Annotated in this window: 17 protein-coding genes; 3 read left to right on the top strand and 14 right to left on the bottom strand. The window is 44.7% G+C overall.

What is annotated here, in order from left to right:
* Positions 1-747 precede the first annotated feature (747 nt).
* The 7 genes from CLV93_RS02950 to CLV93_RS02920 form a co-directional block, all read right to left on the bottom strand.
* Positions 748-1,371 (bottom strand): tetratricopeptide repeat protein, encoded by a 624-nt coding sequence (locus CLV93_RS02950; RefSeq protein ID WP_106540658.1) that lies wholly within the window; start codon positions 1,369-1,371, stop codon positions 748-750.
* Positions 1,359-2,696: a hypothetical protein gene (locus CLV93_RS02945; protein ID WP_106540657.1), complete on the bottom strand. Its 1,338-nt coding sequence runs from the start codon at positions 2,694-2,696 to the stop codon at positions 1,359-1,361. The genes CLV93_RS02950 and CLV93_RS02945 overlap by 13 nt, the downstream gene beginning before the upstream one ends.
* Complete coding sequence (locus CLV93_RS02940; protein ID WP_106540656.1) at positions 2,678-4,888, bottom strand: urea transporter; 2,211 nt, start codon at positions 4,886-4,888, stop codon at positions 2,678-2,680. The genes CLV93_RS02945 and CLV93_RS02940 overlap by 19 nt, the downstream gene beginning before the upstream one ends.
* Before the next feature lies 1 nt (position 4,889).
* Entirely contained in the window at positions 4,890-6,236 is a 1,347-nt protein-coding gene (locus tag CLV93_RS02935) for a type III PLP-dependent enzyme domain-containing protein (RefSeq protein ID WP_106540655.1), read from the bottom strand.
* Positions 6,237-6,267: 31 nt separating this feature from the next.
* Positions 6,268-7,314, bottom strand: coding sequence for an ATP-grasp domain-containing protein (locus tag CLV93_RS02930; protein ID WP_106540654.1), 1,047 nt, complete (start codon positions 7,312-7,314; stop codon positions 6,268-6,270).
* A 33-nt stretch (positions 7,315-7,347) separates the two neighbouring features.
* Positions 7,348-7,590: a PqqD family protein gene (locus CLV93_RS02925; protein WP_106540653.1), complete on the bottom strand. Its 243-nt coding sequence runs from the start codon at positions 7,588-7,590 to the stop codon at positions 7,348-7,350.
* Positions 7,591-7,838: 248 nt separating this feature from the next.
* Positions 7,839-8,522: a response regulator transcription factor gene (locus tag CLV93_RS02920; RefSeq protein ID WP_106540652.1), complete on the bottom strand. Its 684-nt coding sequence runs from the start codon at positions 8,520-8,522 to the stop codon at positions 7,839-7,841.
* Positions 8,523-8,796: 274 nt separating this feature from the next.
* On the opposite strand from CLV93_RS02920, the gene CLV93_RS02915 reads away from it, so the two are divergent.
* Entirely contained in the window at positions 8,797-10,233 is a 1,437-nt protein-coding gene (locus CLV93_RS02915; RefSeq protein WP_146141933.1) for a hypothetical protein, read from the top strand.
* A 180-nt stretch (positions 10,234-10,413) separates the two neighbouring features.
* Positions 10,414-11,583: a S8 family peptidase gene (locus tag CLV93_RS02910; RefSeq protein ID WP_211297724.1), complete on the top strand. Its 1,170-nt coding sequence runs from the start codon at positions 10,414-10,416 to the stop codon at positions 11,581-11,583.
* Between the two features lie 67 nt (positions 11,584-11,650).
* Here CLV93_RS02910 and CLV93_RS02905 read toward each other — a convergent pair whose 3' ends face one another.
* The 5 genes from CLV93_RS02905 to arsC all read right to left on the bottom strand — a co-directional run bounded on the left by CLV93_RS02905 (position 11,651) and on the right by arsC (position 18,927).
* Positions 11,651-12,040, bottom strand: coding sequence for a DUF302 domain-containing protein (locus tag CLV93_RS02905; protein ID WP_106540649.1), 390 nt, complete (start codon positions 12,038-12,040; stop codon positions 11,651-11,653).
* Between the two features lie 218 nt (positions 12,041-12,258).
* On the bottom strand, positions 12,259-13,542 hold the full coding sequence (locus CLV93_RS02900; RefSeq protein ID WP_170108850.1) for a DUF2202 domain-containing protein: 1,284 nt from the start codon (positions 13,540-13,542) through the stop codon (positions 12,259-12,261).
* Positions 13,543-13,895: 353 nt separating this feature from the next.
* Entirely contained in the window at positions 13,896-16,052 is a 2,157-nt protein-coding gene (scpA, locus tag CLV93_RS02895) for a methylmalonyl-CoA mutase (RefSeq protein WP_106540819.1), read from the bottom strand.
* Positions 16,053-16,123: 71 nt separating this feature from the next.
* Positions 16,124-18,052 (bottom strand): methylmalonyl-CoA mutase family protein, encoded by a 1,929-nt coding sequence (locus tag CLV93_RS02890; RefSeq protein WP_106540818.1) that lies wholly within the window; start codon positions 18,050-18,052, stop codon positions 16,124-16,126.
* Positions 18,053-18,585: 533 nt separating this feature from the next.
* Positions 18,586-18,927, bottom strand: coding sequence for an arsenate reductase (glutaredoxin) (arsC, locus tag CLV93_RS02885; protein ID WP_106540647.1), 342 nt, complete (start codon positions 18,925-18,927; stop codon positions 18,586-18,588).
* A gap of 125 nt (positions 18,928-19,052) precedes the next feature.
* On the opposite strand from arsC, the gene CLV93_RS02880 reads away from it, so the two are divergent.
* A complete protein-coding gene (locus CLV93_RS02880) occupies positions 19,053-19,697 on the top strand; it encodes an HAD-IA family hydrolase (protein ID WP_106540646.1) in 645 nt (214 codons plus the stop codon).
* Between the two features lie 35 nt (positions 19,698-19,732).
* On the opposite strand, the gene prfB is transcribed toward CLV93_RS02880, so the two are convergent.
* Positions 19,733-20,828, bottom strand: a protein-coding gene (prfB, locus tag CLV93_RS02875) for a peptide chain release factor 2 (protein WP_146141932.1) whose coding sequence is annotated in 2 segments (ribosomal slippage) — positions 19,733-20,764 and positions 20,766-20,828 — 1,095 coding nt in all. Because the reading frame shifts where the segments join, the coding sequence is not laid out codon by codon here.
* 71 nt (positions 20,829-20,899) lie between these two features.
* Positions 20,900-21,376, bottom strand: coding sequence for a regulatory protein RecX (locus CLV93_RS02870; RefSeq protein WP_106540644.1), 477 nt, complete (start codon positions 21,374-21,376; stop codon positions 20,900-20,902).
* Positions 21,377-21,436 lie beyond the last annotated feature (60 nt).

The following is a 21,436-nucleotide window of genomic DNA, read 5'->3' as shown; positions in this document are numbered from 1 at the left end:
GCAGGAGATATTGATAGAAAAGTGAGAAAACCGAAACAGAATTTTAATAATTTGGCGTAAAGCCTCATATTATGGGGCTTTTAAGCACTCACTTGAAGAATATATGCTAAAAAATGGCGTTCTTTAAAATGTTATGTCAACTATGTTGTCGAATTGTTTAACACAGCTTTGTAAAATAATTTGGCTTGAAAGCCCTGAAAATGCTGTAAAACCTGAATTTTAAACATTTTGATAAAAAAGTTAAAATTTAATTGACATTAAGAGCGATTAGTTCGTAAATTTATAATCAACTTAACTGTTAGAATGATAAAACCCCTTAACGTGTATGACTTTCCTAACGTCTCCCCCAATACAGTGGTTCATCATTTGAAAACGACGGTATGTGGAAGCACAGATATAAGACAGTTATGCTGGAGGGATAAATGAATTAAAAACAGTTAATTATTCGTTTTTTTGATTTTGAATTTTTGCTCTCGTTTGGAGAGAACATTTATAGTTTGTTTGGTAGAATTATTTTTTTGCTCCTGTATTCAGGAGCAAGGTTTTAGGATTATTGTAGGAGATTTTTGAGAAAAAAAAACTTAAGTCCCATCACGCGGAACTTAAGTAAAAGGTACCTCTGGGGGGAGGTTAGAAAGCCCATTTCCTGTTACGTGCTTGTTGGGGTTAGGAGCATAGGGGAATGGGCTCCTTTATGGAATAAAAACGGGTTACGGTTTTAATTATTGCTGTAACCCGTTATTTTTTTCAGGGAATTCGCGATAAGCCGTCGCTGGCAGATGGATCACCGGGTTTGAAGAGCAGACATTTTTGAAAAAGGACTTTTGCTTCGCGGGTTTGGCCCAGGCTGAAGTGCGTCCATGCCAGCATCAGGAGACCGTCGTAATCGAACGGGTAGAGGTCGACCACCGTTTTAAAGTAGGGAAAAGCTTTCTCAAACTGCTTCCTGTTATAGTATATCAAGCCAAGTCGGTAGTTGACTTTTGTGTTCTTCGGATTATTCTCCAGTATTTTGTTGTACAAATCGACTACTTCATCCCATTTCCCGGAAGCTGAAAGGGGGAGAACCAGCCCCATCCTGGCTTCTTCAGAATAGGGTTTCAGTTCGACCGCATGGCGGTAATGCGCAGCCGATTCCGTGAAATTACCTTGCAGGTAATTCAACCAGCCCAGCCTCAGGCTGATCTCGTAAGAATCATCCGAATAAACTTTCTTTAGTTCTGCTATTGCCTGGTTGAAGTCATTCTCCTTCTCGTAGGTATAACTCTTTTCAAATGCAGTCATCACTGTATTGAAATCCTGTTGGGCTTTTGTTGCTTGAAATGACAGCAGAAAAGCTACTGCAATTGTTGTTTTTACTAGAAATTCCATGTCAGTCCTCCTGAGAAATTCTGATTTGTGAAATTGTATTCTTCATATTGATAATTTTCTGTGTCTTGGTAATACAACAGGTAACCCTTTTCCTGCATTGAGTAGTAGCGGAATACGAGTTGTAACCGGTTTTGGTGGATCGGGATAATCAGGTTGGCTCCCCACCTGGAATCGATGATGTAGGGAGTGTTCCATATGACAAAATTGCTCGCTTCGGAAAGGAACTGCATGGAACCAGCGGTGTGATACCCTTCCAGCCAGAACGGTCCGGTTTTAAAGCCAATTTTCTGGTTAAATACTAAATTGTTATCAGAATAATCGGCTGAAGCCAGCTTTTGTTGCTTCAAAGAGAGTGTGGAAACCAGGTAAAAGTTGAGGTTTGCCAAGGGATAGATAGCCAATTGCCCATTAAGCTGGGTCCAATCGATGCCTAAAAGATTGGCATAACTTCCGCTGAGCCCGGTACTGAAATATGTAAAATTTTTGAACACCCCCAGATAAAGAGAGTAATCACTGAAATTACCGTTCACAAGGTCGTAAGTTGCTACATTGTTTACGTCGTAGGATAAGGCGTTATAACTGTATTTTCCCCACAATAAGTTGAGAGAAGGGACGAGATGAAATCCCTCTCCCAGGTTAAAATCTAACGCACCGTAGTACTGATTCTGAACCGTTGTATGCATTGATTCATTAGATGTATTTCCCATTTCACGGATGTGCTGTGCTTCATTAATCCCGATGTAAGTATACGCCTGGGTGTAGCGCACCCCCGCTCCCAGGTCGTGAGAAAAGCCAGTTGTGATGTAATATTGGTTCTTGGGATAATAGTTTGCATCATAGACGCTGGAATTTCTGTTTCGCGACATGGTGGTGATGTTGGCGTAATCCATGTTATTAGCGATACCAGATTCAACGAAAAAACTTCTAATGGCTTTGGGATGTGCGTCGAGCCTTGTCTTCAGTGATTCAGGGAACTTCCGTGTCAGGAAAACTGCATCCTGGCCTCTTCCTGAAAAGAGGTAGGCGTAGTACAGGTATTCCAATAGGATGGTGTCACCTTTTATTTCCTGTAAAGCATTTTCAAAAAGCGGAACGGATTTGCGATAGTGTCCCAGGTTGTAATACGCGATGGCTGTTCGGGTATTCAGATAGAAAAAATCAATTCCTTCTTTGTGGGCTTCTTTTGATAATTGAATCAATTTTTTCCATTCACCAGTTAGGTAGAAGGCATAGGTTTCTTTATCCACCCCTGCCGGGGTTAACTTCTTCTGTGCCATGGAAATGAAGGGCACGAGTAGCAGGATGATTAAGATGGCTCTTCGCATAAGGCAATCAGTATTTTGTCGTTTTCTTCGACCGTGATTTTTTTAATTCCGGTTGGACCTATTTCTGTTTTGAATGTCATTCGACTAAGTTGTCGCTTGAATATTTTCTTGTCCACAATGGAGGTTAGCTCAATGTGGCCAGGCATTGTGGGGTTATCGATATAAGAATACTGCATCGAAAAGTCGGCGTGAAGAAACCGGAAGAAGGGCGCTGTAAAGTCGTGCAAAAACATCCAGCTTTTTGGAAAAACAAGGTTGGGCGGTATGCTGTCCTGAATCTCCAAATCGGCATAGAAACCTGATTGCACCTTGAATAATCCCAGGAAAAAGAGGTAAAGCAACGACTTGTTTTTTCCCTGGAAATGACTGAAATAATGCACTTGGCCGTCGTTGTAAATCCAGGCAGTCGCTTGTTCCGTTTCAGAAATCAACCGCGATTCATTCCGGGAAGTGGTGTCTACGATCCATTCGGATTTTTCAGATAATCGACGAAATGCAGGGATTTCGTTTTTCAGAATTCGAAATTGAAGATGTTCTCCAGGTATGAAATGCATTGCCTCTTCAATTAGCTTGGTTTTCCGGATGCTGGCAATTTTTTCATCCTTACGGGGAATAGCGAATGATTTTAATTCTTTTGCATGACCGTTATTCAGAATATATTGACCGAATGGATACGAAAGTGTCGGAGCTCCAATATTAGGTAATACCTGGAACTGCATATGCAGGTGTGGGTAAGGTGAACGTCCCGAATTGCCTGCTTCACCGATAGTCTGTCCCTGTTTGACAAATTCCCCTTTCTTTACCTTGATGCTGCCTTCCTTCAGATGAGATAACTTGGAATAGAGATAATCGCTGTGCTTGACAACGACTGTATTTCCCCAGTTTTGATGAGTATTGACATCGCCAATTTTATTGTCAGGAACGCCATCGACCAATTCGGCAACCGTTCCATCGCCCGGAGAGGCTACAGCTTTCCCAAAGCAATAATAATCGGTAACCCAATCACCATCCCCTTTATACTGTTTATCTTCTTCATCAGTAATAACGAAGTCCCAGGCATGCTTCCATTCGTCTTTGTGCGTGTATTCGCCTGAATGCCCTTGTGAAACGGTCCATTCGCCAAAGAATGGAAGAGCTACCGGAAGATAAAACCGGTTGGCAAACCGTTGTTTGGTGCCGATATGGTGGTATAGATTTCGTTCCGGAGAGTTTTCCTGTAAAGTAACCTCTATCGGGCCTTTTTCCGGCTCAAGCCGAAGTTTTAAAACGTAGACAAATGTGATGACAACAATATTGAACGGCAGTGAATAAACCGAAAGTCCAAATGACAGAAAAACTTTTCCGAGACTCAGTGTCAACATGACCACTACCGGAAGCAAAATAGCCGTCCATAGGTAGCTTTTAAATGAAGGGACCAGGAAAATTCCCCCGATGGCAATGGCTGTCAGGATGTAGTTGAATCCTATGTATGTGTATGTCAATTCGTGAATGTTGGCACCGGTAAGCTGATAGAATCCCCAGGCAATACTGAATCCTAATACCGAAAGTGTAAAAGCAATCCGGGAGAAAAGCAATAGTCCAATGGCAATCAGGATGCCGGCCAGCAAATTGGTTTGAAAAAATATGGCGCCAAGCGATAATAAATAGGTGCGAAGAGCCGGTGGCCAATCGATGTGTGCAATCGAATAATAGAGGTCGACCAGCGGTTTTCCGCCAAGGGTAAACAACTCATTGGCAGTGTAAATCCCTCGTTCACTTAGGCCCAACGATTGAAAATCGCGCGAGGCCAGCATCACCATCCACATCCCAAACATGAACGGAAGGCTGAGGTAGGGAAGATTGTATTTATACAAAATACCCTCCAAAGCCAGGGTAAGAAACAGGGTAAATACAGCGGCAAAAATGGTAATCGAAAAGAGTTCCCAACCGGGCTGGAAACCAAGTCCGGTTCCCAGGCCCACCAGCAAAGCGTTGAAGCCGTACATTCCCTGGTTAATCATCTCGGAAGAATAGCCTAAAAGCCAGGCGATGGCATTGGCCACCACAACGGCAATCAGGCCACAGGTCCCGGCTACCCAATCGATAAAACTGATTCCGAGTAACAGCCATCCCAGGAATGAGTAATTGGAGAAGAATACCTGGGCATAGCTTCGTGGTATGGAAGCCAGAACGATGTGCTCGTTTTCGGTCATATTATTTTAAATATTGCGGAATACGTTCGGATGTTTGGAATGTGTTTTGGTTCTCCTGTTCACGAATAACATGTACGCGCTGCTCCGTATCAATCAGGACGATATTGGGCCGATAGGTGATGAACTGCAACCACTGCGTCATGTTGTAGGCACCTACTCGTGGGATAACAATCCGTTCTCCGGGCCTTAGCAGAGGGAACATAACGGCATCGCGCAGGATGTCGATATTCATGCAAAGAGGTCCGTATATAGTTGTATTCTCGGTGTGCTGTGACGAAATGACCGCGGGCACAACCTGGTGATCGTACCAGAAGGAGGTGAACAGGAGATTAACACCGGCATCGACCACCGTTGCCCTGCGCCCGTCAGGAAGTCGTTTATTGGCAATCACTGTTCCCAGCAGATATCCGGCGTCGTCAATTAACGCTCTCCCTGTTTCCAGGAAAAGGGTTGGCATATGGTCTGGTTCAATTTCTGAATTGATCAGCGCACTGGTGATAGCATCAGCGTATTCATCGAATGTTGGGCAGGTATCCGTACCCGGAAGATAGGCTCCTTTCAGGGTATTCTTCGATGCAAAGCCACCTCCCATGTCGATGTATTGAACATGGTGGTTGTATTTCCGTGCCAGATTAATGGCCAGTTGAGCGAGTTTGTTGGCTGCCATTCCATAGGCAGACGGAGCCAGGATGTATGTTCCGATGTGGGTGTGTAGCCCCACCAGGTCGAGTTTTCCACTCAGCATGATGCGGTTCAGTGCATCCCATGCTTCACCGTTTTCGTAGTTAAATCCGAACCGTTCCCAACGAGGATAAATTCCGGTGTCCATGTTAACACGAATAGCCACTTTGGGTTTGGTTGCCGACTTCCCGGCAATTTCCAGCAGTGTGTACAGTTCATCGAAGTGGTCGATGTGAATCAGCGAGTCGTTTTCAATTGCAACCTCCAAATCGTCGCGGGTTTTGTGCGGTCCGTTGAAGATGATTTGATTTCCCGGCACGCCGTTGGACAGCGCTTTTTCATATTCAAAGCGCGAAACTACTTCGGCCCATGAACCTTCCTGGTGAAAGATCCGGCAAACGCTGTCGAGGTAGTTGGTTTTATAGGACCACGCAAACTGGACCGACGGATAACGCGTTTCGAATGCTTTCAGGGCGCTGCGATATGTGTCCCGAATGGTTTTTTCTGAGAGTACAAATAATGGAGAGCCGTATTTCTTCATTAATTCTTCGACAGACAAGCCCTCGATTTGCGGGATGGGACGAATGCGACTTTGCATGCCAAATTTATCAGGAATACCGGCACTAATCCGGTTGATGATAGGTCTTTCGTAGGCTAACTTTGCCATAGCTTTATTGTTTTTCAGAAGTTATTCAATTTTATAATTCGCCTTTTACGGTAATGCTTTCGAAAAGAGAGATGTCTCCAATCAAATCGTATGAGTAGCGAATGAACATTTTGCCGGATTTGAACGCATGAAACGGTTCTAATTTTTCATCTAATGCCAGTCGAACCATTGCTTCCGGAAGATTTTGCCCTGCAGCTACCGCGAGATAGAGCCAGGCAGGAAGCCTCGGATTGATTTCGATGATGTAGTATTCGTTGTCTCGGGTCCGAATCATCTCCAGTTCCATTCCACCCCGCCATTTGGTTTTCCTGATGATATCGTAGGTGAGTGAAAGCATTTTCTCATCGTCGATAGTAATACCGCCCCACGCTTTTCCTTTGTCGGTAATGTAGGTCTTTCGCATGGGCACAGCTCCAATCGTGTTTCCTTTGCCATCGCCCAGCGCAATGACGTTAACCTCGGTGCCTTCCACGAATTCCTGCACCATAACCGGAAGACCCCATTTGGCACTTATTTTATGGAACAGCGTATTCACTTCGTGTTTGTCCCAGGCTTTGTAGGCATCGTAAAATTTACCTTTCACGAATACCGGAAAGTCCAGTTCCTCGAAAAGTTGGTCAACCTGGTGTGCCCCGGTTAACGGTAAGCTTTTCGGTACTTTGAAGTCATACTTTTTCCCAAACGAACTCAGATTGTCTTTCGAGCGCTCCATGAAGCTTTCCATTTCCGGAAGAAAGGTTTTGATACCTCTTTCCCGCAACCAACTTTCATTCTTGATAAAAGTGAAAAGTTCGGCATCGAAATTCGGAATCAGGACATCAATCGGATTCTTCCGGTGTATCTGCTCAATGCGTGCCAGCAATTGTTCCGAACCGGATGATGGGTAGGGGATCAGGTAGGTTTTGTCGGTAATACCATTCATATAGATGCCCGGCTCCAGGTTTTCGTAGGCCAGTCCAATGACTGTGGCATCAAACCGGTCCGATTCTCTGATGGCGCGGATGAATGGCACTCCAGGTCCCGGATTATCGGTATTGTTCAATCCGGTAATGGCGATTGTTATTTTTTTCTTAGACATAGAAGACGTTTCAGGGGATTGACATTGCAGAGGTTATTCTTCCAACAGATTGAATTGTCTGAGCATAGATTGAAAATCCATCAGGTTTTGCTCAAAAATGGCTGGTTCAACTTCGTATCGTTCAATAATTTTCTGGGTGATATCCGATTGCTCTAAACCATTTTTCATCAGCTCCACAATTTCCCGCCCTATGCCATTTAGGTTGAAAGAATCACCGGTTGAGCTGTCGAAAACAAATCCGTTTTCACTAACAGCAACACTTCTTTTTATTCGCATATCATTTCGTTTAATATGAGGTTTGGAATCAGGAGTAGCAGTGATAAATCTACATGCTATAATAAATTTACGCTGAATCAGTTGATTATGCCAGCTGGTAAATAAATTTCTCCGGAACTCCTGTTTCTGTTTACATGAATACCGCGTAAAACCGGATTTACCCTAACGTGAATTATCAATTTTGTTTTGAGGAAGTCCTCGGGGGAAGTATAAGACTCACTAAATGAGGACAGCTTTTCTGTAGAAAATCAGGCAAGTGCAGGCGCACAATGAATGCGACAGTTGGTACAAATTGGATGTTTACTATCGGGGAGCAAACGTTCCCGGCAAGCATACGTTAAAATTTGAATCTGGTTGGACGTTCCGAATTTATGACGAATATTTTTGCGATGTGTTCTTACGGTCGATTCACTAATGTTTAGCTTTTCCGCAATTTGATGATTGTTCTCCATCATCAACATTAATACGAGAATTTCGCGCTCGCGTTCGGTGAGTATGATTTCATCACTGGATTGTTGTTCTTGTTTAAAAAGAGAAGTGGCCACCTTCGAGCAAAGATATTTTTCTGATGCAGAAACTTTACGGATGGCGAAAATGAATTCTTCAGCAGAGCATGATTTCAACATATAACCATCAATCTCGGGAAGCCACTTCTCCAGCAGACCTCGTGAAACAAGGTCTGATAAAATGAGGATTTTTAAGTTGTGGTTTAACAGGCGTATCTTTTTGATGTAATCCAAGTTCAAAAACGACAGAGAGTTAAACTCAAGAACGAGAATATCAGCTTCATACACTCTGATTTTGTCCAATAGTTCATCACCAATCGGAACGACACCCGCCAGCGCAAAATCTTTAATATTATTAAATACGGCACTCAGGGCATCGGCTAAAATTCGTTGATGATATCCTATGAGCAAAATCTGCGTTTTCATAAGCGAATATTCATAATCTAATTTACAGCGATTTAAACAGAAAGGCAATAGAACTCAACAATTGTTTAAATCAAATCCTTATATGTTGAGTCCATGTAAATAGACGTGCATAAATAGCTACACATTTAGGCAATATAAAATGCACATTAAGGCGATTGTCTTCAACGGGTGATAATCTCTAAATTTAATATAAACAAACTAGCAGTTGTGTCTGCGGTTTGAAACACCCCCCACCTAAATCCTCCGCAGACATTAATTTCTTAAAAATCTTGCTATGAAAAACCTAAAACGAATGAAATCGATGCTATTGTTGTCTCTTGCAATCTGCTTTTTGTTTGCAGGGTGCCAACAATCATTTCTTGACGAACCACAAGATGAGACTGGGTTGGTTCTGAAAAAAGGCAAAAAGATTACTGTTGATCCTAGCGATCTGTATGGTGACTTGTGGGTTATCCAGCGTAATTTGAAAGGAATACCCCAGTTATACCCGCTGGAATACTCGGTCGAGTACCAGGATGTAGTTAAAGAAGGAATTATCGACGTAACGATTCCTTTTCTCACCGCCAGTATTACAACTCCCGAAGGTGATGTAATTGTTCCTGAAGGCGGCGGTTTCCCGGAATGGGATGACGTGCCTTTACTTTACGATTCCGAAGGTGAAGTTTATGAAGTTGTGGGAGAAAATGTCCAGGAAATTGAAATGGGACGTCTCAACCTGATTCGTTCGGGTCCCGAAGTGCTTGATCGTAGGTTGGAAGAAGTGATTAAGAACTTCGGCGACGGAACAGTATCCGAGGTAATTCGGGACTATTGCGGGCGTTTGTTCATGGTTCGAACTGATGCCGCTCTTGCTCAGGAAATTGAAGACAAGCCCATCGATTCTCCCCTTGAAAATTTAGCCATTTATAAAGAACTACTTACCAACGGATTCCAAGGCAGGCTGAGTTTTCTGGTGGACAACTTCAAAATGAAAGGCCGGCTGGATAACATCAGCGACTGGAGTCAGAGTGAAAAAGGAGTTGAATTCATGACACTGGAAGAAAAGCAACTGTTCGTTGCTAATGTATGTGCCGCTTGTGTTGGTGCTGGCTCTGATAAAACCGGATTTCTGACAATCGACGAAATATGCTATTTGAATGAGTTTATGGGTATTCCAGGTGATGAATGTTTCTATCCGGTTATAACGAAAACCGTCAGAACATTGAACAAAACGAACAAGAATCAGGAAACTGTTGTGAAGAAGTATATCGACTTGTCCGCGTTCATGTATACCCGGCAAAAATTCTGGAAAACGTTCGTTACCATTCGTACTATTGACGATTCGACCGACCCATGGACGTATAAGGATTTGGGAACCTATACCATTCATAAGATTCTGAAGGGCAACGCAGCCGAACTGGATGTTCTGTTAGGCACTTATCGGTATACAATTGACGTTCCTTATAAGAAAAAAATGGTCGGTTTTACCAACCAGGCTGATGACTATGTACAGGCACTTGAACTCATTCATGGTAACGAAGAGTTTATGGTTTGGCAGATGCCGAACGTCGATCGTTCTTCATCTCCGTTCTCTTATACTGCGGAGGAAGAATCTCACGGTAATCGTCCGGAAGGAAAAGGAGATGATGAGGAGTTGAGTACAGATGATTCTGGTTCAGGATCGACGGGTTCAATTGGTTCGAGAGGCGGAGGTCGCCGCGGCCGTAGATGATATATAAAGATTCTTATCACTTCTGTAACGGAAGCAGACTTAGCTTGAACTGACCTAATACTAGCCCCGAAGCAGGTAGCGTTAAGCCGAAAACGCTGCCTGCTTTTATTTTATTTTGAGTATCTTTATAAGTAATGACTCTGCTGGATTAATTAACATTTAAAACCTCTATTTATGAAAATGATGAAATTAATCGTATTAGCCATGCTGATATTGTTGTGGGTTAGTTGTGAGAAAAATGAAAGCTCCCCCTCGCTTCAAATCGATGAAACAATCTCCAGCGGGCAGGTCATTCCGGGACAATATATTGTTGTCCTTAAGTCCGGAGTTGTTAACTTAAAAACTGCCTCTTTAACGTACGAAGGTCGCCAGGCTGCCGTTAAAGAAACGGCCAAAGCCTTTCTTCCGGAAAGAGATTTGAATCAAAGACCATTTCTGCAGGTTTATGGCACAGCTGTAAAAGGTTTTGCTGCTGATTTAAGTGAGAGTGAGTTAAGTCAATTGAGGAATAATCCGAATATTGAAAAGATCTACCCGGATCGAATGTTTATTCTACGCGGAAAACCACCGGTTGTCGATCCCACTCCTCCTGCTCAAACGGTACCTTATGGGATTGCCCGAGTTGGGACTGGTGACGGTACCGGGAAAACAGCCTGGGTAATCGATACCGGAATCGATTATGATCACCCGGACTTGCTGGTTGACGTAAGTAGAGCCCAGACTTTTGTTACTCGTACGACTACCGCTGATGACGACAACGGGCACGGAAGTCACTGTGCGGGAATTATTGCTGCGTTGAACAACGATATTGGTGTTGTTGGTGTAGCAGCCGGTGCGACAGTTGTTCCCGTTAAAGTGCTTGACAGGAGAGGCTCGGGAGCTTATTCTCAGATTATTGCCGGAATCGACTATGTGACCAGCAATGCTTCGCCTGGTGATGCAGCTAATTTGAGTTTGGGAGGTTCGATTTACGAACCAATCGATTTAGCGGTTGAGGCATTGGGGGCCAGTGGAGTTTACGTTGCTTTAGCAGCTGGAAACGAATCGGACGATGCAGAATATCACTCACCGGCACGAGCCGAAGGTGTCAACCTGTTTACAATTTCAGCATGTGATGACCAGGATGCGTGGGCTTATTTCTCCAACTATGGTACGCATGTCGATTATTGTGAGCCGGGTGTTAATGTATTTTCAACATACAAAGGTGGAGGTTACACCACGATGAGTGGAACCTCGATGGCGGCACCCCACATGGCCGGTATTTTGTTGATGACCAACGGTCACCCGGTTGCTGATGGAGCTGTTACCGGAGATCCGGATGGTAATCCCGATCCAATAGGAATTCAATAACCTAAAAATAGATAAAGGCCGCAATTTGCGGCCTTTATCATTAGGAAAGACTAAAGTTATCGATAGATTACAATACGTCCAGTACTGATTGGAGATGTTGTGTCACATCACCGGCGAATTTCTCCAGTTCCGGTGTTGCAACAGGTTTCATCGCTTCCATTGGATTCACCGTCGAGACTTCAATTTTTCCTTCCGGAGTTTCCTGCACAACGACGTTGCACGGAAGCATAATTCCAATTTTGTCGTTACTCTCAAGTGCCTGATGCGCTAAAGCTGGATTGCAGGCTCCCAGAATTTTGTATTTTCTGAAGTCCACATCAATCTTCTTTTTCAGCGTATCTTTCACATCAATTTCGGTAATAACACCAAAACCCTGGTCCTTCAAGGCCGATGTAACTTTGTCCAAAGCAGTTTCGAATGAGGTATCATTTAATGTTTTCGCTAGATAAAATTCCATAGTATATCTCCTTTTTGTTGTTACTAACAAGTAATTTGAAAAACTGTTTAGTTTTTCCTTATGAATGCATAGAATAAATTCAAAAATATTGAAAAATGTACATATCTGAAATAGTTGTTTGTTTTGGATCTTATGAAATTGCTAAAAAAGAAACGAGGCCATGCTCGATGCACAGCCCCGTTCGCCATGGAAATTAAAGTGAACCTTAAATGTAATACTTAATCTGTATGCTTGTTGAAGGCATCCAGATGAGCTCCGTCGGCGTTGATAAAGTTGGTGTATATGGTTGTCAAATCGGGAAGAGTTGTTCTTCCTAGTGCATTATTGAGCGAGTCAAGTTCGAGTTGCTCGATAATGGCTCCGGTTTCCATTGCCTGAAGCAGGGAAACTCCACCATAACCGATAGCTTCATCGTAAGCATCAGTCATATCGTCATCATTATATAAGCCGATATCAAGCTCAATGTCTCCGTCTTTTGTCGGGTCAGTTTCACTATACTTGACAAACAGGTTCTGAAGAACTTTCCAGTGTCGGTATTCTGCTTCAGAAATATTCCCCAGAATGGGCATTGTTGAATAAGTTTGGCCTAACGTTGAATAAACTTCATAGGCCATTTTTTCCAGTTTTACCAGATAGATTAAGTCATTCAGCTCGACTTCAGACAGTGTTGTCGTGGCGGTTCCACCCGTTCCACAAGGACCGAGTCCGCATGGACAATCGTTGGTATAAGGTCCTAAGCCACATCCAGGACAGATTCCACCTCCACCATTTCCGGGAGCGGTTTGATCTTCCAGGATTTCCGTTACAACGGGATCCAGAATTGTTAAATCTTCTTCTGAAAAGAAGTCTCCAAAATCGTCAGCTATCAGCTCCCAATTATATTCGACTCCTATTTTCAGGAGGTTCCAGTTGTACGCTTTCAGGTGATGTGGCTCGGCATTCTCCAGACAGCTGTAAACAGCCAATGCCTCGGAAATAGCCGCGTCAGTAGCAGAAGTTATGGCCTTGGAGACATTCAGGATTTCGAGACACTCGATGAGATACCCGACCTTGAATGCCTTGGTCACATCGTCGCCTGCAAAGTCAAGCATACTACTATAAACCGTTGTGAAGTCATCATTTTCATCATCGAAGACACCGGGGCCATAGGCAACGCCATCACCATCGCGGGTTGGGTCATCGAGGTTGTCGTAGGTTGCAATCAGATCGCTGATACGTGTCCAGTGTACCAGTTCGCTCGCCGCAGTATGTTCAAAAACCGGATTGTCGGGAAACAACGTACTTAATTCGCTGTACAGATCGTGAGCGAGCTTTTCCGTTTTGGCCAACGTAAGCAGATCCACCTCCCAAACTTCCAGATCTTCGTTCAACTGTGCGGTCATCATCTCTCCTTCCTTCGACTTCTCCGGGCTATCCGTTATTGAGCTGTCCTGTGTACAGGAAGGAATAAACAAGCCAATCAACAGCAGGTAGCTGATGAAGGACAAAAGATACTTTTTCATGGAAACAGACTTTTTAAAGGTTAATTTTTTGTTGAGGAACAAGGTTGGGTCTGAAACATAGCGTAGATAAACAGTCAGCCGAATTGTAAAGACCATTTATCTGCAAATAGGAATACACGATTCTTCTCTCTTTTATCGGGATAAAAAAGAAATGAGAATCACTTCAAACAGTTGAGGAAGATGGGTGGTGATACTTTAGTCTGGTTGGGGAAGCAGTTGTTTGCCGAAAAATCGTATGGTTTGGTTTAGATAACTAAATTACAATTTCTTATCGTAAAATAAAATACACTTTTCGTGAAAAAAGAAAACCCCGGCCGTAGCCAGGGTCCTCAATTATCGTAAATGAATGAATTCTATTCCTGTGCAGCCAGCAGGATTTCCATGATTTTTTTACCGGCAGTGGTAACAGAAGTTCCGGGGCCAAAGATGGCCACGACACCAGCATCGTAAAGGTACTGGTAGTCCTGTGAAGGAATCACACCACCGGCAATCACCATGATGTCTTCGCGGCCCAGTTTCTTCAGTTCCTCGATGACGGCAGGCACCAGTGTTTTATGCCCGGCAGCCAGCGAAGATACTCCCAGCACATGCACGTCGTTTTCGACGGCTTGCTTGGCAGCTTCTTCCGGAGTCTGGAACAGCGGTCCCATATCCACGTCGAAGCCGAGGTCGGCATAACCGGTAGCTACCACTTTTGCACCGCGGTCGTGCCCGTCCTGTCCCATTTTGGCAATCATGATACGCGGCTGACGTCCTTCTTTCTCTGCAAATTTTTCGACGAGACTGCGAGCCTCACCGAACTCTTTATCGTTTTTCGCTTCTGATGAATACACTCCTGAAATGGTTCTGATTACTGCTTTGTAACGTCCGACAACTTTTTCACAAGCATAGGAAATTTCTCCCAAAGTTGCACGCTTTTTCGCTGCATCGATGGCGAGTTCCAGCAAGTTCCCTTTTCCGGTTTCCGCGCAACGGGTAATAGCTTCCAGCGAAGCTTTCACCTCAGCTTCGTTTCGTTCGGCACGCAGTTTTTCCAAACGGGCAAGTTGCGATTTCCGCACAGCGGTATTGTCAATTTCCAGAATGTCAATCGGATCCTGCTTGTCGAGTTTGTAACGGTTCACACCAACAATGGTCTGACTTCCCGAGTCAATGCGTCCCTGTGCACGGGCAGCAGCCTCTTCTATACGCATTTTCGGAACGCCGGTTTCGATGGCTTTCGCCATACCGCCAAGCTCTTCTACCTCTTCAATCAGCTTCCACGCTTTGTCGGCCAATTCTTTGGTCAACGATTCCACGTAGTAAGAACCTGCCCAAGGATCGAGTGAACGACAAATTTCGGTTTCCTGCTGAATATAAAGCTGCGTGTTACGAGCAATACGTGCAGAAAAATCGGTTGGCAGCGCGATTGCTTCATCGAGTGCGTTGGTGTGCAGCGACTGGGTGTGTCCCAGTGCAGCAGCCATAGCCTCGATTGCTGTGCGGCCAACATTGTTAAACGGATCCTGCTCGGTCAACGACCAACCTGAAGTTTGTGAGTGGGTACGCAGTGCCATCGATTTCGGGTTCTTCGGACCGAATTTCTTCACGATTTTGGCCCAGAGCATACGGGCTGCACGCATCTTGGCAATTTCCATGAAGTGGTTCATTCCGATAGCCCAGAAGAACGAGAGGCGAGGAGCGAATGCATCCACGTCCAGACCTGCTTTCATTCCGGTACGGATATAATCCAATCCGTCAGCCAGTGTGTACGCCATTTCGATGTCGGCGGTAGCACCGGCTTCCTGCATATGGTATCCCGAAATGGAGATGGAGTTGAACTTCGGCATGTTCTTCGAGGTGAACTCGAAAATGTCGGCGATGATTTTCATCGAGAACTCCGGCGGATAGATGTAGGTATTCCGCACCATGAATTCTTTCAGAATATCGTTCTGGATGGTTCCTGAAAGTTGCTCGAGCGTTGCCCCCTGTTCCAGACCGGTCACAATGTAGAAGGCCATAATCGGGAGTACAGCTCCGTTCATGGTCATCGAAACAGACATTTTGTCGAGCGGAATTTCATCGAACAGGATTTTCATATCCAGAATCGAGTCGATGGCAACACCGGCTTTACCAACGTCACCTACTACGCGAGGATGGTCGGAGTCATAGCCACGGTGTGTGGCCAGGTCGAATGCTACCGACAAACCTTTTTGTCCGGCAGCGAGGTTGCGGCGATAGAACGCGTTTGATTCTTCTGCAGTGGAGAATCCGGCATACTGGCGGATGGTCCAGGGGCGCATGGCGTACATGGCCGAGTAGGGGCCCCGTAAAAATGGCGGCAGACCAGCGGCGTAATTCAGGTGTTCCATGCCTTCCAAATCGGCCTTGGTGTACACCGGTTTCACCGGAATCTGCTCCGGTGTTACCCAATCTTTTGAAATGTGGTTCTTTTCGGCCCACTCTTTTTCACTGTCCGTGCAGGTGGCTTTAGAACCTTTTATATTGATGTCTTTAAAATTCGGTTTCATTGCTTGAGTATTTTTTAGTGATGAATCATCGTTGCCTTCCGGGAAACCGGAAATCATCTGTTACTCATCCCTTAATTAATTCCCAGTTTTTTATTGTAATCCTTCAGTGCTTCCAGTAAGTTGGTTTTCACATGAACGAAATTTTCGATGCCTTTGACTTTGAGGTCATCGGCGCAAGCCGGTGCTCCGGCAATTACGAAAATCGCATCATCTTTAATCAACTCGTAAGCCTGAGGTCCGAATTCGATGTATTCATCATCCGATGAGCAAAGCACGATAATGTCGGCGTTGGCTTCTTTAGCGGCGTTCACACCAGCCTCTACACTGGCAAAGCCGTTGTTGTCGACAACTTCGTAACCAGCAATGGCAAAGAAATTGGATGAGAACTGTGCGCGGGCTTTGCGCATCGCCAGGTTACCGATGGTGAGCATAAATGCTTTTGGACGTTTTTTCGCTTTGGCGAAAACATCGGTTGCGTAACGCAGTTTTTCAAACTCGTCGGCACCACGGAACAGGCAAATTGGCTCAGCTTCGGCGCCGTCAGCCTTTTGGCAAACAGGTTCGAAGAAGTGAGCGTTGAATTCAATCTTCGCTTGCTCGCTGAAGTTCGGGAATTGGTTAACACCCAACAGGCTTTCTTTCCGAATAGCGACTGCTTTGCGGCGTTTGTCAGCCATCTCGTTGACACGTTCCTGCACGAAGCCGGCACGGAAGGCAGCCAGGAAGCCACCTTTATCCTGAACTTCCAGGAAGAGTTTCCAGGCTTCTTCAGCAATGGAATCGGTGAGTGACTCAATATAATAGGAACCAGCACCCGGGTCAACAATCTTATCGAGGTGTGATTCTTCTTTTAACAGAATCTGTTGGTTGCGGGCAATTCGTTCAGAAAACTCGCTGGTTTCTTCGAAGAACGAATTGAACGGAAGAACGGTCATTGAATCGGTTCCGCCCAGCGCAGCCGACATGGCTTCGGTCTGTGTCCGCAACATATTAACGTATGCGTCATATACCGTTTTGTTCCAAACAGAAGTTTCGGAGTGAACCTTCATCTTACCGGCGCAACGGCAAATGCCATCTTTGCATTCTCCTTCGCAATCGCAGTTTTCGTCACAGTTGCATTCCGGTTGGTACGCCGAAACGATTTGCGACCAAAGCAAGCGACCTGCACGCAGTTTGGCCAGCTCCATGAAGTAGTTTCCGCCGATACCGAGATTGAAACGGATTTTCGGTGCTGCCACTCCGGCATTCATTCCCAGCTCAGTCAGCTGGCTCAGGTATTCAGCACCCATAGCCAGTGAGAAAGCCAGTTCCTGAACGCAGGAAGAACCTGCGTTGTTGAAGTTCTTTCCGTCGATTGCAATGACTTGCAGATTGGGCATTTCAGCAGCCGCGTCCACCGCTTTCTTCACGGTAGTGAAAGTATCAGTGTCCGATGCCGGCATTTTGCCTTTCAGTACGAGTTCACTAAGCGGGTCATAGTTGATAGAAGCATTGACCGTTTTCGGGTCATAACCTCTTTTTTTCGAATGAGCGATAAAAGCTTCAGCGAGCTGTGCCACATTTCCTGAAACAACAAAGTTGATTTCAGCTGCTTCCAGACAAATATCTTTCAGTAAAACATCCAGATCGGAATCAGAGATGGTCTGGCCACCGGCAATAACAAATCCGAGCGAATTCACACCTTTATTCAGAATCGTCAATGCCTTAGCGTTGGCTGCAGCCAGGTCGGTTACCTGAATATCCTGTCGAATGAACCAGTCGTTATTTTGCTTTCTGTTTCCACGCACGTAAGGATAACTGCCGGGAAGCGCGTTGAGATATCCTTTGTTCTCCAGGTTTTCCTGACGGTAAAACGGTTGAACATTAAACCCTTCGTTGGTGCGCCAAACAAGGGCTCTCTCATAATCCTTCCCCTTCAGGTCGGTATTGATTTTCTCAACCCATTCTTCGGTTGATACAGGTGGAAAATCTTTAAACAGGTTTATATCTTTCTCTGCCATAACAATGTAACTGTTTAGAAAAATCGTGGCCAAAGTTAAAGGTTTTATACTAGTTGTTTCTAAAAAATCTACGCTTTTTTACTGAATTTGATAATAATCATGACTTTGGATTTGGAAGAGCGAGACGTTACTGAAGAGAAAATTATTTATGACAATGTAACTATCTTGATTGAGCTCCGTATCAACTAATAACTTTGCGTATTTTTTAGTTTGTTTTTGGGGTTTATTTTGATCAATTGCAAAGTTAAATGGTTTTGGTTGTCAGTTATTTAAACTGACATTTAGGGTAATATTAGTTGTTTGATTAAAAGGTGACAGAAGCCATTCTGCCACCTTTTATTTTTATGGATGGTTCAACGAAAGATTTTCAATAAAGGATATTTATATCTGAAAATAATAGCCTTTCGGGGAAGTGTGATAGAGTATAATTATAAAAATGATAATATGTGAATATTATAATATGTTATCACCGACTTACTCTTCCATGTGAAATTTCAGTTGTTCTCTCGATAAAAACTTACCAGGAGCTGGCCCTATTTTAGTTCATCAATTTTTTCCGGCGGTTGGGCTAATACAGCTTTTTGCCCTTTCTGTACAATGGGGCGTTGCAACAACTTCGGGTTGTCAGCCAAAATCTGGAGCCACTCTTCGGTTGAAAACTCTTTTCCTTTCAACTCTTTTTTGTAATAATCTTCCTGTTTACGAACCAGGTCTTCAGCTTTCAGGCCGGTTTGTTCCAATAGGGCGGAAAGTTCTTCAACCGAAAGATTGTCATTCAAATAGAGACGTACCTCGTGTTCGATGTTGTTTTCTTCGAGGTACTTAAGTCCGGCACGCGATTTGGCACAACGCGGATTGTGGTAAATGGTCATCATAGTTCAGCGAATTAAATTATTGTTATCACTCATGAACAGTTTGCCGGGCATTCAGTTTAAGAAAAACAAAAAAGTATCTTACAGACCGTGTATTCACGGCAAACACCAACAAATACTGAGGACGCATGGACGCGGATGTTATCATATTCGATTTTGACGGAACACTGGCCGATTCGGCGCCGGTGATGGCCGATTGTGCCAATGAACTGGCGGAGAAATACCGCTACCCGAAGACGGATGACTGGCGGAAAAACCGGAATAAAAGTACGAAAGAGCTTCTGCGTGAGTCGGGGATTTCGTGGTACCGGCTTCCCTTTTTCATGCGTGACATGAAGCGAATGTTCCGAAGCAAGATGACATCGGTAAAGCCCTTCGAAGGGATTAAAGAAATGTTGGATGCCTTAAGTCGTGACAAGCGGCTGCTGGTGTTAACGAGTAACAAATTCGAGGTGGTTACCGAATTCCTGAAACGAAACGGGCTCGAATATTTCGACCGGATGGAATGCAATATTCCCCTTTTTGGGAAGAGTAAAGCACTGGAGCGGTTGTTAAAAAGCGAATCGCTATCGGCTGACGATGTTGTTTACGTGGGCGATGAAGTGCGTGACATTGAAGCATGTCATCAGGTGGCGGTACCAGTGGTTGCAGTTACCTGGGGGATGAATACACGGCAGCGTTTGACGGAACTGAATCCCGGTTGGCTGGCCGACTCGCCCAACGAGTTGGTTGGCATTCTTCAAAACAACAAAAGCCCGAATCATTCGGGCTGAATGTCTCCGGGCTTTCATTGTATTGTTTGAAGTTCTCAGGCTTCTTCGGATGAAAATTCCATCAGGTAAGCTTTGATAAAGCCATCCAGGTCGCCGTCCATTACTCCTTGAACATTGGAGGTTTCGAAGTTAGTACGTGTGTCTTTTACCATTTTGTAGGGTTGCATCACGTACGAACGGATTTGCGAACCCCATTCAATTTTCTTCTTGGATGCTTCCAGCTTCATTTCTTCCTCGCGGCGTTTCCGAATCTCAATCTCATACAACTGAGATTTCAGCAAGCGCATGGCATTTTCTTTATTCTGCAATTGCGAACGCGACTCGGTGTTATCGATAACAATTCCACTCGGACCATGTCGCAAGCGAACTCCGGTTTCCACCTTGTTTACGTTCTGACCACCGGCTCCACCCGAACGGAAAGTTTCCCAGGTAATGTCACCCGGATTGACTTCAATCTCGATGGTATCGTCAACCAACGGTGAAACGAATACCGATGTGAATGAAGTCTGTCTTTTCCCTTGTGCGTTGAAGGGGGAAATCCGTACCAACCGGTGCACGCCATTTTCACTTTTCAGGTAACCGTACGCATAGTCACCTTCAATTTCCAGCGTTACGTTCTTGATACCAGCATCTTCACCGGGCACCAGGCTCGATTCACGAACCTTATAACCGTGCTGTTCGGCCCAGCGGATGTACATTCGCATCAGCATTTCGGCCCAGTCGTTGGCCTCTGTTCCACCGGCACCTGCATTAATTTTCAACACAGCACCCAGCTTGTCCTCTTCACGCCGCAGCATGTTTTTCGTCTCGAGGTTTTCGACCAGTTCCAGTGAAGTCGCAAACTGTTCATCCACTTCTTCTTCAGAGGCTTCTCCGGCTTCCTGAAACTCGAAGAGTACCAGTAAATCTTCAATTGACTGGTTCACTTCCTGGAAAGCATCGGTCCATTGTTTCAATCCACGGATGACTTTCATTTGCTGTTCAGCCTCTTTAGGATTGTCCCAAAAGCCCGGGTCCTGCGTCTTTAATTCTTCTTCTTCAATTTGGATCAATTTCTGATCCACGTCAAAGATACCTCCTCAGCGCATCCCGGCGCTCAGCAAGATCTCTGATCTGCTCCTTTTGTATCATATTTTAAGTTTTTATTTCGTCGCGCAAAGGTAGAAAAATAAACATCTTGACAGAAGCTTCGGTTCAACGCCTCACTCTTCCCCTGCCAGCACGTCATCGACTGCATTGAAAATGAGTTCCGGTTCGAAACCTCTTCCCTGAGCATACCGAACCAATTTAGCTTTCTTTTCGTAAGTCGATTCTGCTTTTGTTTTTCCGGCTTTCGCCTGGATTAATTCTTTCAGGAAGCGACGGTAATCATTTTCATCGATAGCTGCTACTGCCTTGTCAATGATGGAGGAAGCTACGTCCTTCTGCCGCAGAGTGTAACGGATTTTAATCCGTCCCCATCCATTGAACCGAAATTTGTCGCGGGCAAAAAAGCCGGCAAACCGCTCATCATCCAGAAACTTTTCTTCTTGAAGCCAGGCGATGGCTTTGTTGGCATCCTCGGGAGAAAGCCCCCAGTCGAGCAACTTCTTCCGGATATCGCCGCTGCATTTTTCTGATTTACTGCAGAGAGCGGCTGCTTTATTCAACGCGTCCTTGTAATTCAGGATTGGGTTCATAAACTGCTTTTTTCAGAGATTAAAGGTAATGAAAAATGAAGCTGTCAAAATAAGCGGTCG

It is taken from the genome of Prolixibacter denitrificans (genome assembly GCF_003014495.1).
Taxonomy (GTDB): Bacteria; Bacteroidota; Bacteroidia; order Bacteroidales; family Prolixibacteraceae; genus Prolixibacter; species Prolixibacter denitrificans.
Note: the sequence above shows the minus strand (reverse complement) of the source record. Positions and strands in the feature narration are given on the sequence as shown.